This window comes from Mucilaginibacter sediminis, from assembly GCF_051903035.1.
Taxonomy (GTDB): domain Bacteria; phylum Bacteroidota; class Bacteroidia; order Sphingobacteriales; family Sphingobacteriaceae; genus Mucilaginibacter.
Window position 1 is genome coordinate 1,343,525 of sequence record NZ_CP170602.1, and the last position, 13,100, is coordinate 1,356,624.

Annotated in this window: 9 protein-coding genes; 5 read left to right on the plus strand and 4 right to left on the minus strand. The window is 45.4% G+C overall.

Annotation, left to right across the window (positions count from 1 at the left end; all coding sequences use genetic code 11):
* The first annotated feature begins 91 nt into the window (after positions 1-91).
* From ACFGVS_RS05290 to ACFGVS_RS05310, 5 genes are all read left to right on the plus strand, one after another.
* Complete coding sequence (locus ACFGVS_RS05290) at positions 92-853, plus strand: SDR family NAD(P)-dependent oxidoreductase (RefSeq protein ID WP_439697763.1); 762 nt, start codon at positions 92-94, stop codon at positions 851-853.
* 71 nt (positions 854-924) lie between these two features.
* Positions 925-1,533 carry a TetR/AcrR family transcriptional regulator gene (locus tag ACFGVS_RS05295; RefSeq protein ID WP_439697764.1) on the plus strand — a complete coding sequence of 203 codons (609 nt, stop codon included), beginning with the start codon at positions 925-927 and terminating at the stop codon, positions 1,531-1,533.
* 54 nt (positions 1,534-1,587) lie between these two features.
* A complete protein-coding gene (locus ACFGVS_RS05300) occupies positions 1,588-2,949 on the plus strand; it encodes a TolC family protein (RefSeq protein ID WP_439697765.1) in 1,362 nt (453 codons plus the stop codon).
* Between the two features lie 93 nt (positions 2,950-3,042).
* Positions 3,043-4,095: an efflux RND transporter periplasmic adaptor subunit gene (locus ACFGVS_RS05305; protein ID WP_439697766.1), complete on the plus strand. Its 1,053-nt coding sequence runs from the start codon at positions 3,043-3,045 to the stop codon at positions 4,093-4,095.
* A gap of 4 nt (positions 4,096-4,099) precedes the next feature.
* On the plus strand, positions 4,100-7,162 hold the full coding sequence (locus ACFGVS_RS05310; RefSeq protein ID WP_439697767.1) for an efflux RND transporter permease subunit: 3,063 nt from the start codon (positions 4,100-4,102) through the stop codon (positions 7,160-7,162).
* A gap of 189 nt (positions 7,163-7,351) precedes the next feature.
* Here ACFGVS_RS05310 and ACFGVS_RS05315 read toward each other — a convergent pair whose 3' ends face one another.
* The 4 genes from ACFGVS_RS05315 to ACFGVS_RS05330 form a co-directional block, all read right to left on the minus strand.
* Entirely contained in the window at positions 7,352-8,428 is a 1,077-nt protein-coding gene (locus tag ACFGVS_RS05315; RefSeq protein WP_439697768.1) for a YncE family protein, read from the minus strand.
* 309 nt (positions 8,429-8,737) lie between these two features.
* Positions 8,738-9,706: a 3-keto-disaccharide hydrolase gene (locus ACFGVS_RS05320; RefSeq protein ID WP_439697769.1), complete on the minus strand. Its 969-nt coding sequence runs from the start codon at positions 9,704-9,706 to the stop codon at positions 8,738-8,740.
* Between the two features lie 567 nt (positions 9,707-10,273).
* Entirely contained in the window at positions 10,274-11,449 is a 1,176-nt protein-coding gene (locus ACFGVS_RS05325; protein WP_439697770.1) for a formylglycine-generating enzyme family protein, read from the minus strand.
* 24 nt (positions 11,450-11,473) lie between these two features.
* Complete coding sequence (locus tag ACFGVS_RS05330) at positions 11,474-13,099, minus strand: arylsulfatase (RefSeq protein ID WP_439697771.1); 1,626 nt, start codon at positions 13,097-13,099, stop codon at positions 11,474-11,476.
* Between the last annotated feature and the right edge of the window lies 1 nt (position 13,100).

A 13,100-nucleotide genomic window follows, 5' to 3' on the forward strand; every position in this document is an offset into this window, starting at 1 on the left:
ATGTCAGTTTTTAAAATGATGTATAATGTTTTTTGCTTTATTGAACAGTGTTCAATAAGTTTGTACCGGTTTAAAATTAATCCAGGCAATCATGAAAAAAGCATTGATCACAGGCGCCAGCGGAGGCATCGGGCTCGAAACAGCCCGGCAGCTGGCTCAACAGAATTACCAGGTTACCCTGGTAGCCCGTAACAGGGACCGTCTCGAAAAGGCGTTAAGCGGTTTAAGCGGCAGCGGCCATACCATCCTGGTTGCTGATCTGAACGACAAGGAAGACCTGCAAAAGCTGGCGACACATCTCAGCGCTGAAAAGTACGGCGTGCTCATCAACAACGCGGGTAACGGTACTTACGGAAAATTTACTGATATCCCGCTGGAAGACCAGCTGGCCACGATGCAGCTCAATATGCAAGCTTTGGTAACTTTGTCTTATAGCTTTTTACAGAAAGCTGTCAAAGGAGATGCGCTCATCAATATCGGTTCGCTGCTGGCCCATTCTTCTCTGCCGGGCGGTGCGGTGTATGCAGGCACCAAGAGTTTTGTCGCTAATTTCTCAGAATCATTGTGGTGCGAATTCAAGCCTAAAGGCATTTATGTAACAGGCTTTAACCCCGGCGCCGCAAACTCCGATTTCCATGCAAACGCAGGCGGGCATACCAGTGATTTCCCAAAGTTTGTAATGTCTTCTGTTGAGGATGTTGCCAGGGAACTCGTGAAAGCCCTACAAAAAAGGCAGAAGCCCAGAGTGATGCAAGGTTGGAAAAATCGTTTTATGCTATTCGGTTTCAGGTTTTTACCCAGAGTTGCTGCGGTGAACATTATGAGTAAGATCAGCCCAGGCATGCAGAATTAAGCAGAAACACCCATCCGAAATTTGGCCACACGAACGGCGATCTTATATTTGTATCTTATCATTATCTAAAAATGGGCATAGCAGAAAGAAAATTAAAAGAGAAACAGGAAATGCACAAACGCATCCTTAACGGTGCACGTAAGATATTTTTAGAAAAGGGCTATGAAAAAACCAGTATGCGTAATATCGCCGCTGAGATCAATTACAGCCAGGGCTCGCTTTATTTCTATTTCAAAGACAAGAGTGAGATCTTCCACGAATTACATAAGGAGGGCTTTCGCCTGTTGTTGAACCAGTTGAAAGTACTGGACAAAGTTGGCGACCCTTTTGAGCGGTTAAAAGCATCCGGGCGCGTGTTTATTCAATTTGCCCAGGATAATAAAGATTATTATAACCTGATGTTCATTGTCGACGAACCGGTTAAAGATTCCCTGTCTGAGGGATTCCAGATAGCTGAAGAAGCCATCAAATATATGCAGGGAATGGTACAGGAATGTCAGCAGAAAGGCAAGTTCGCAGATATGGACACAGAATATTTTACTTTCCTGATCATCTCTGTAGTACACGGCATCTGTGCGCTTTTTTGCAAACACCGCAATACAAGCTTTGTTGACAAAACAAATGAACAACTCATGCAGAACGGATACGAGTCTTTTGTGGCGTTGCTTGAAAAAAGTTAGCCTTTTTTTTAATATATTGTTGAACAGTGTTTAAAATTAAAACGATGATTTAAAATGAAATTCAAAAGTCAAACATTTTATCAACTTTTGCTTTTGTCGTCAGCCTTACTGGCTGCACCCTTTGCAAAAGCGCAGGGCAAGCTGGACGAGTATATCCGGCAGGGCCTTGCCTCAAATGAAAGCATCAGGCAGCAGAACTTCGTGCTCGAAAAAAATATTTACGCGCTTAAGGAAGCGAAAAGCATGTTTCTGCCCGATGTTACTTTTTCGACTACCTACACGAAGGCTGATGGCGGCCGTACGATAGATTTCCCTACCGGCGACTTGTTTAACGGAGTTTACTCCACGCTGAATAAATTGACCGGTAGCAATGCCTTTCCGCAGCTACAAAATCAGCGGATACAGCTTAATCCGGATAATTTTTATGATGCTAAGTTTCGCACCACACTCCCTATTCTGAATGCGGAACTGATTTATAATAAGCGGATCAAAAGGCAGCAGGTAGATCTGCAAAAGGCCGAGGTATTGCTCTATAAACGCGAACTGGTCAAAGAGATCAAAGCAGCCTATTACAATTACCAGAAAGCCGTTTATGCTACCGGCATCTATGAATCTTCACTCCGGTTGGTTGAAGAAGGTCAAAGGATCAATACGAAGCTGTATGACAACAGTAAGGTTAACCGTACCGTTGTGCTCAGGAGTCAGAATGAAGTATCCAGAATCAATGCTTCGCTTATTGAGGCACAGAAAACAGCGGAATCAGCCGGCTACTATTTTAACTTCCTGCTTAACCGGCCGCTGACAGACAGCATACTTTCAGACGACATTAAAACACTGCCTGCAAGGGAACAAAGCCCGGGTAACAATGTTGATGGCAGGGAGGAATTATTCAAACTAAGGATAGCAAAGGATATCAACGGCAACCTGACTGGGCTGGCCAGATCCTATATCGTCCCCAAGTTAGGAACCTTTATCGATCTGGGTTCGCAGGCTTTTGACTGGAAATTTAACAGTAATAGCCGTTACTATCTGTTCGGGGTTTCCCTGGAATGGAACCTGTTCTCTTCCGGCAAAAACAATTACCGGGTCAAGCAGGCGCTTGCCGACCGCGAGGCCCTGGCATCACAGACCGATTACGTGCAGCAGCAATTGCTTACCGAACTTAAAGTTCGCCAGGCTGGTATGCAAAGCGCCATTGCGCAATACCAGGCCGCACAATCCCAATTAAAAACCAGCCAGACCTATTACGGGGATATGCTGAAGTTATACAAACAGGGAACAGCCATTTACATCGAACTGCTGGATGCCCAGAACCAATGGATCGATGCCCAGCTTCACGCCAATATTGCCCTTTACGACACCTGGATTGCAGACGCCGCTATAGAACGCGCCAATGCCAGTTTCACCATTCAATAAAATAAGATCATGAAACCATTATAAGCGATCCTTAAAAGACAATATAAATAAGCTCATGATCGATTCATCTCCATTAAAAAACAAATTAAAACGATGAAAAACTTACAATTATTCAGCATTATCATAGCAGCGTTAATCTCAATGGCTTCCTGCAAAGCAAAACACAGGGAAGGTAATCCAATTGGAGAACCGGATATCATACCTGTTAAAACCGCATCGGTGTCTACATTAGGCGTACCCGACCAGATCACCGCTACAGGCCTGGTCAGTACGGAGGATGAAGCCAAATATGCCTTTAAGATAGGCGGCGTGATCAACCGTATCCTGGTACAGGAAGGCCAGTTCTTTAAACAGGGGCAATTGCTGGCCACGCTCAATTCTACCGAAATTTCAGCTGGTTTAGCCCAGTCCAGCTTAGGTGTTGAAAAAGCACAGCGTGACTATAGCCGGGCACTAAATCTTTACAAAGATAGTGTTTACACTTTGGAACAATTGCAGAATACTAAAACAGCTTTGGATGTTGCCAAAAAAGCAAGGGAAGCAACAGCCTTCAATGAGCGCTACTCTAAAATATATGCCGCATCTGATGGTTTTGTAAGCAAGAAAATAGCCAATGAAGGCGAGGTTATCGCCGGGGGTATGCCGGTACTGCTGACCAACTCTACCGAACAGCAAAACAGTTATTCACTTAAAATTGGCGTGACTGACCGCGAATGGGCCATCATCAGGCCCGGACAAACCGCTAAAGTAACGCTCGACGGCTATGCCGGTCAAACCTTTGATGCTACCGTGTTCCGCAAGTCGCAGGCGGCCGATCGGGAGCTGGGTTCGTTCCAGATAGAACTGAAACTGCAATTAAACGGCGTAAAACCCGCGGTTGGCATGTTTGGTAAAGCAGAGATAGCCACCCACCAGGATAAAAGCGTGATGATTATCCCATACGGATCACTGGTAGAAGCTGACGGCAATAAAGGTTTCGTATTTACCACCATAGGCGCAACCAGGGTAAAAAGAGTACCGGTTACCATTCTGAAGTTTGACAACGAAAATGTTTATCTGAAGGATAAACTGGAAGGTATAGACCAGATCGTGGTCTCCAACAGCGCTTATCTCAACGAACAATCTTTCATTAAAATCATCAAGTAAAGCCATGAAGATCACAAATTTTGCCGTTAAGAACTATCAGTTCACCCTGATCATATTCCTTTTGGTGGCAGTTGTAGGCTTACTCACGCTGTTTACCATGCCCCGTTCGGAAGATCCGACAAACCATCCGCCGCAATACATCATCACGGTGATTTACCCTGGAACCAGTCCAAAAGATATGGAAGAGCAGGTAGTAAAACCCATCGAAAACAAGATCTATGGGCTTGAAAACATTGAAAAGATCCTGACAACCGTAGAGGACGGTGTAGCGGTTATCCAGCCCAAGTTTAAATATGGCGTAGATGTGGACAACAAATACCAGGAAATCTCCACGGAGATCAATGCGCTAAAGAACAGTGAACTTCCTAAAGATATCTATCTGATCAAAACAGAAAAAGTATCCTCATCAGACGTAAAAATTTTGCAGGTTGCGCTCGTGTCAGATAACGCTTCCGGTAAATTACTGCGGGATAAAGCAGATATCCTGAAAACACAATTAGAAAAGATCACCAATTTAAAGGAGGTAAAGTATTTCGGTATGCCCGAGCAGGAGATCCGGATCGATATGCAACTCAATAAACTGGCGCAATTGAAAATACCGCTTAATGTGGTCATCGGCAGTTTGCAAAGCGAAGCCGCGGATATCCCCGGGGGAAGTATCAACCTGGACAGCAAGGTATTTAATGTTAAAACCAGCGGCAAGTTCAAGAGTGTCGATGATGTTGCCAATACGGTTATCTATAATGCTAATGGCAAAATCATTTACCTGAAAGATGTGGCCGACGTAAGTTATAAGGACGGCACGATAGACCATATTACCCGTTTAAACGGGCACCGTTGTGTACTGGTTACGGCGGCAATGAAAGGCAATGTAAATATTGCCAGCGTTCAGAAAGAGTTTTTACCGGTACTGGATGAGTTTAACAAAAGCCTGCCTGAAAACATTCGCATGGTCAAAAACTTCGATCAGGCCGATATGGTATCCAGACGTTTGGGCCACCTTGGTTTTGACTTTGGGTTAGCCATCGTTCTGGTCGTCATCACCCTGCTGCCACTGGGGTTCAGGGCATCGCTGATCGTGATGATCTCCATCCCGCTTTCTTTGGGCCTGGGGCTTATCGCCTTGAATTTCTTAGGGTATTCTTTAAATCAACTCAGTATTGTTGGGCTTGTGGTAGCATTAGGGCTGCTGGTAGACGACAGTATTGTTGTAGTAGAGAATATTGAGCGCTGGCTCAGGGAAGGGCACTCCCGCATGGATGCTGTCCTGAAAGGGACAAAACAGATTGGTGTGGCAGTTGTAGGTTGTACAGCTACCCTGGTTATCGCGTTTTTGCCGCTTGCCTTTTTACCTGATGCGGCCGGTGAATTTATCCGCAGCCTGCCGGTGGCTGTTATGACCAGTGTGCTGTCGTCTATGATCGTAGCTTTAACGCTTGTACCGTTTTTGGGCAGCCGGATGTTAAAGACGCATACACATGGCGAGGGTAATTTCTTTTTAAAGCATCTGCAAAGGTTTTTGACCCGCTCTTATGCCCGGGTGATGCCGCTTGCCTTGAAATGGCCTAAAGTTACTATCGGGATATCGTTAGCCCTGAGCGGACTTGCTTTTTTTCTGTTCACTATTACCGGGTTCAAGCTTTTCCCAACTTCGGAAAAACCAATGTTTTTGATTAATATTAAATTGCCACTTCAGGCGGATATCCCGGAAAGCGACCGGGTGACAAAACTGGTAGAAGGTGAACTGAAGAAACACAAAGAGATCGTTTTTTATACGTCGAATGTGGGCAAAGGTAATCCACAAATTTACTACAACGTGCACCAGCAGGATGTAAAGCCTGATTTTGCCCAGGTATTTGTTCAACTGGATGAGGAGGCCAGCCCGGATAAAAAGACCGAACTGATCAAGCAACTGAGAAAGAAGTTCAACGACTTTCCCTATGCAAGGATCGAAGTGAAAGACTTTGAACAGGGAACGCCGATCGAAGCGAATATCGTAGTAAGGGTATTTGGAGAAAACCAGGATACCATACGATCTCTTTCTTTTAAAGTCGAAGAAATTCTGAAAAAGCATCCCGGTACATTTTATGTCAATAATGAGCTGAATGTTTATAAATCAGATGTCAAAATAAAGATCGATAAAGAGAAGGCCCGTACCTTAGGCGTGCTGACCAGTGATGTGGACAAAGTGATCCGTATGGCGGTAGCGGGACTAACTGTTGGCGACTATATCGATGACCGGGGTGATTCGCGCAACGTGGTGATCACGCTTCCAAGAGACAAGTTCTCTAACCTCGATGCTTTAAAAAACCTGTATGTCAACAATGTGCAGGGCACGCCGGTACTGGTTGATCAGATCGCCACTATTTCGTTTGAAATGTCGCCCACAGCCATCAACCATTTTAATAAATCACGCTTTGCGAAGGTGACTTCCCTGACCAAAGAGCACGTCCTGGCGAACGACGTCCTGAAGGATATCGTTCCGCAGCTGAACAAGCTAAAAATGCTGCCGGGTTATTATTACAAACTTTCAGGGGAAGCGGAGTCTGAAGGTGATGCGCTGGGCGGTAACTTTCTATCTGTGATCATACTCAGCACATTCCTTTTCATTGGTGTGCTACTCCTTCAATTCAAAACCTTTAAAGGAATTATTATCGTGCTTTCGATCATACCATTAGGCATACTTGGCGGGGTGGTTCTGTTACTGATGACAGGCAACCCGATGTCGCTTGTGTCTATCATCGGATTCATCGGTTTATCAGGGATACAGGTTAAAAACTCATTGTTATTGGTTGATTTTACTAACCACTTGCGCCTGGAAGGACACGGCATAGATGAAGCCATCAACATGGCCGGCGAAACGCGCTTTCTACCCGTTGTATTGACTTCGATAACAGCGATCTGTGGTTTACTTCCAATCGCTTTGAACCCTAACCCGCTCATAGCTCCGTTGGCGATTGTTTTGATTGGTGGACTGATTAGTTCTACTATCCTATCGCGGATAGTGACTCCGGTAATGTATAAATTAATACCACCACATTTGGAAAATGATGAGGAAAAAGCATAGTTAATTTAGCCCAATTTACGACATCCATAGCAAGCATTTGCGACAAAAAATATATAGTGAAAATGCCTGCTATGGATATTTTTATCATTCTATATAATTCAGCTTGATCAATGGCAATCAATTATCTCCATAAATCTTTGGCAATGAATTTCTTTTACTTTATCACCCCGATCCTCTCCCATCGCAATACTAAGGCCTAACCGCCCAGGCCAGGCCGTCAGCCCCCGGAATATCAATATGCCCTGTCACTTTCAGCGCTGTGAGATCGACCACCGCCACGTAATTGTCGCCCGTGCAACCGATAAACGCCCGTGATCCGTCATCGTCTACCAGGATGCCGGCTGCTCCATGGCCGGTACTGATGCGTTTCAACTCTTTGCGCGATGCCACATCAAAAATAAACAGATCGCCGGTCCTGAGGCTTGTAATTAATACCCGCTTACCATCCGGTGTAAACTTTAGCCGATTGGCGCCAACAACCTTTGCGTCGATGTTGCCGGTTACCTTTTTGGCGGCGATGTCGATAATGGAAATGGCACCATCATTAGCACCTGCCGTCCACAATTCACGGCCATCGGGCGAGACATCAAAACCTTCAGACCCTACCGCAACAGGAATAACAGTTTGCACCCAATCCTGGCGTGCCGGAGGTGCAAATCCTGTTGGGGAGGCGACGGGTTTGAGCAGACTATCTACCAAAATGCTTACCGTCCCTGCCGACACGTTTGTTGTGTAAACCTTTTTTCCGTCGCTGGTTACATAAATCATATGTGTCCGGTCCTGGCCTGTTCCCATGGCCCAGTCGAGTTTGGTTGTCGCCGGATCATAGCGGCCAATAGCCTTTGCTCCCTCTGCTGTGAACCATACTTTGCCATTGACGAACGTTAATCCGTGCGGCCCGGTTAACGGCCTGGTATCAATTGCCGGTAAAGGCTTCTGTGCTACCAGGTCAACCACACTAAGCTCGTGCAAGCTGCCGCCGCCGTAAATAGAAACATAAGCGACCTTTCCATCAGTTGATGCAATAACCTCATGAGGATCGGAGCCCACAGGTACACGGGCGATAATCTTTAGTGTAACGGGGTCAATGATCGCCAGAATATGATCGGTTTTTGAAAGCGCAAGCAGGGAACGCGACGGCATAGTCTGCGCGGCGCATCCTGTTGCTGCAAAAATCAACAATGTACATAAAACGTTTATAACAACTAATTTGGCCAGATTAAACTTTGTGGCTTTAAAAATTGAGTTACACAGGAACTTGTTCATATATGACTATGAATTAAAAGAAACTGTAATAAATTTTGTTTATACGCTGGCATCAAAGTCAATCATCAGAAATGATCTCCCTGGAAACAAATATACAGAACTCAAACCGGGCTTTCTGCGAAGGCGGCAGGTGAATCGACGACCGGCTGAAGACTACCGACCATTGGTTGCTTTTAACAGATGAACTACCATAATTAAACACAAAATAAGATAGATATAAAAGGGGCCCCAACGCCGAAAACATTCCCGGCGTATTGCAAGAAAGCCCTCCTGATTATTCAGGAAGGCTTTCTTACTTGTTAGTATCCTTTATTTGGCAGGAGTTATAATAATATTCCTGTAATCAATCGGTCCGTGATCCCCCTGGATCAATATCGGGCCAGGTTCGCCTTCCTGGCTATTTATAGCGCCGCCGGTTATCCCGGGGATTATCTGGTCGCATATTACCGTTTTCCCATTAGCTACGATAGTTACCATTCTGCCAACCAGCGTAACGTCATACGATTGCCAGTCACCGGGGTTTTTCGCCATCATTTTATTTGGCGGCAGGAAACCATAGATCGAGCTGAACTGGTTGTTAATAGGCTCAGGGTCTCCGCTTTTGGTATCAATCACCTGCAATTCATACCGGCCCCTCAGGTAAACGCCACTGTTGCTTCCCTGCGGATACCTGAATTCAATATGGAGTTTAAAATCGGTAAAAGTTTTATCAGTTATCAGGTTAGCTCCCGAATGCGGGCTTCTCAAAATTCCACCCTCCGCTATCCATTGATTCTTGCCATCTGTATGCCAGCCCTTAACGTTTTTTCCATTAAACAATTTCACAGGCGCACCCCAAACCGGGCTTTTAGTTCTCACAAGCAATGGGGCACGTACACCAGTAAGCTCATAAGAAGCACCGTCGGTGTAAACCATGGTACCTGTCAGTTTATCGCCGCTAACTTCAAATTGAAAATCCATATTCCGGGTTCCTTCTTCCCATTGCGGGGGAATAGAAAAGCTGTATTTTCCATTATCCGGTTTAACTTCCGAAATCGGGCGCGCGCTTCCAAAGGCATACACAAAGCGACCGATTAAAGTATGGGTACCGGATTTTTGCACCTCCAGCCATGATGGCAGGCTTTTACCGCCTTTGGTGATGGTGATATCCCACCTGCCTATCACATCAGGGTCTTTCGATGGCCCGATTTCTCCGGCTGATACTTTTAAGCCCGGGAACGCAAATAACATTAGCATTACTTGTAGCCGAAGGAAACGGCAAAGTGATCTATTATCCATTATTAATAAATTTTTCATGTTTTATTTTAAGCATTTATTGGTTAAAGTATTTGAGACTACAGGTTGAAAGGTAGCTTTTATTTTTCTTTATCCAAAAAATTATCCGGCTAACTGCCTTTATTAAATAGCTGTTTAATTTAATTGGGATTACTTAAATAACCGTCAATCAAGGATCTATAATAAAACTGACCACGTGGCTCACCAAATGGATACTAATTGAAAAACGGGTTATTTTTTACTTGTTTGGGGTACTATGCATAACCAATAAAGTGTGTGTACCAGTACAAATGAAACACCCTGAAACACCCTGACACGGGGTGGTACGGGCTGACACACCATGAAACGGGCTGAAACACCCTGGTACACCCTGAAACACCCTGGAACACCGTGGAACACCGTGGAACACCGTGGAACGGGGTGGTACACCTGTTTATTATACCAGGCCATTTCCTCACATAAACCATAAAACTGTGATAATGATAACAGCCTTGAAAAAAGAAAAGCCCGCACAGGAAATTTCAATTCTGTGCGGGCTTCACTGTTTAGTTTGGAATTTACCTAAGCTTATTATTTATCAGCAACGCACCTGAATCCAAGGTGTTCCATGCCGCTGTCTTCGGTACTTTTCATGCGGCGGGCAACACGATAGCCCGAGCAATAGCTATCATTGCACAGGAACGATCCACCCCTGATTACTCGCTTGATAGCATAAGGCTCGTCGGGATCAAAGCTTTTTACCGCGCCGCCTGGATTTTTTATGCCCCCCGGCCGGTTAATCGTTTTGTAGTAATCGTTGTTATAATAGTCGACACACCACTCCCAAACATTGCCGGCCATATCAAATAAGCCGTAACCATTAGGTGCGAAGCTGGAGACCGGGGCTACACCGTAAAATTTATCTTTATTGGTATTTTTATCCGGGAAGTGGCCTTGCCATGTATTGGCTTTTGCTTTACCGGCATCAACAGGCTCGTTGCCCCAAGGGTAAACACTGTTTGATAAACCACCACGGGCGGCCCACTCCCACTCGGCCTCGGTAGGTAAACGTTTGCCAGCCCATTTGCAATAAGCTACAGCATCATACCAGGAGATGTGCACCACCGGGTAATTATCTTTCCCCTTGATATTACTTTTAGGGCCATGCGGATGTTTCCAGTCTGCTCCCGTTTTCCAAACCCACCACTGGCTGTAATCATTCAAATCAACAGGATGAGTTGGTGCGCTAAAAACCAGCGATGCGGCTACCAGCAAGCTATCAGCCGGCTTTTGGGTTCCGGGAGGCAGCTGCTTTTTCAATTCGTTCCAATCCGGTTTTTTCTCGGCGGTAGTAACGTAGTGGGTAGCTTTTACAAATTTGCTAAACTGCGCGTTGGTTACTTCAGTCGCATCCATCCAGAAACCATTTACGCTTACCTGGTGTTTTGGATATTCATCTGGCGATGCCTGTTTATTATCGCCCCCCATCTGAAATGTACCCGCCTTAATAAAAACCATACCTTCATGCCCCGCGCTTACTCCTGGTTTATCCAGCAACGCAGCCTGGCGACCGGCAAGCGAGGGAAAACGCGCCGGGATATTTGACTCGCAGCAGATAGCTTTTTTTTGCGGTAATTTAGTTTTAACCAAAATGCCTGCTGCAACCGGTTTGGGTTTACATGATGGTGCCGATAGGCCGATGCCTGCAATAACCAGGCCTAAACCTATGCGATATAGCCGTTTGCTTTTTATTATTAATCCTTTCATTACCACCTTAATTCTGCTATCTGTTTAATTTGCTTTAATATCCAGTATCGCTTTGGGTTTTATCAAATTAAAATCCAAAACTACATTATTTGCATTTACCCATTGCAGGTATTCTAACGAAAGCTTACGCACTACGTCGGGGTTCTTTGCAGCTAAATTATTGGTTTCTCCCCTATCGTTATCAATATCATACAATTCCCATTGATTCACCGGGAATACCGACACCAGTTTCCATTTGCCTTCGCGAATGGCACGATTGCCCCATAGCTCCCAAAATAGTGGTTTATCGCGGTTAAGTTCCTCTCCTTTAAAAAACAATCCGGTAAGGCTTTTACCAATCAATGGGTTGGTTTTGGTACCGTTGTAAGCCGCCGGGTATTTGGCGCTCGCCACATCGTAAAATGTTGGTGCAAGATCAACCAGGTGGGCAGTACCCCTTTCAATAGTATTTGCCTTTATTTTACCGGGGAACCAGGCAATCAGCGGCGAGCTCATACCTCCTTCATACAGCGCACCTTTAAAAGACCGTAACGGCGAATTGGAAACAAACGACCAGTTTTTTCCCTGCGATTCAAAGGATCCGGATGTACCTACCGGGCCTATATTACGGGCCGCGTGTACCTTACCGTGCGCTACATCTTCGGCAGGCGCGCCGTTGTCAGATATAAATACGATGAGTGTATTATCATCCTTTTTAAGCGCTTTTAACTTATCCAGCACTTTACCTACATTTTGATCCATCCTATCAACCATCGCGGCGTAAACCTCCATTTTGGCCTTCCAAAGCTGCTGCTCATCGTAAGTAAGATTATCCCAGTTGGGCACTTCGGCATCGCGTACGGCAAGTGGCTGACTTGCATCGCGCAGGCCTAATTGTACCTGGCGTGCCAGGCGTTCTTTACGCAGCGAGTCCCAGCCTATGTTGTACCTTCCTTTATATTTAGCAATATCCTCGGGTAAAGCCTGTAAAGGCCAGTGTGGCGCGTTAAAAGTGAGGTACAAAAAGAAGGGTTTATTAGTTTTGCTTTGCTCGTCTAAAAACTTAGCAGCATGATCGCCAATTTCGTCGGTCATATAATAACTATCATCCGGTTTATGCCAGCGTTTGTTATCCTCTTCAATAATAACCGGGTACCTGGCGCCCCCAAGTGGCATGTAGCCGCTATTAAAGTAATTGGCCGCGCCGCCTATAATACCGAAGAAATGATCAAATCCCCGTTGGTTTGGCCAACTGGTGCTATCGTTGCCTACATGCCATTTTCCCGACATTAATGTGCTGTATCCATTTTGCTTTAGCACTTCGGCCAAAGTCAATGATTCTTTGTTCAGGTAGCCCTGGTAAGCCGGTAACCCCAGGTTTTGGTCAAAATAACCAATGCCCGCTTTGTGCTGGTCTTGCCCGGTTAATATAGATGCCCGGGTTGGCGCGCAGATGGCGTTATTATAAAACTCCTTTAAACGCAGGCCTTGCGAAGCCAGCTTATCCAGGTTGGGGGTATGGATCTCGGAACCATAACTTCCCAAATCGGCATAACCCATATCATCTACTACAATAAGGATGATATTCGGCTTCTTTTGCTGGGCCTGTACCTGTTGCAAGCCTGCAACGGCTAACAAAAGCGTTGCGCATATAATGCTCGTTTTTTTCATC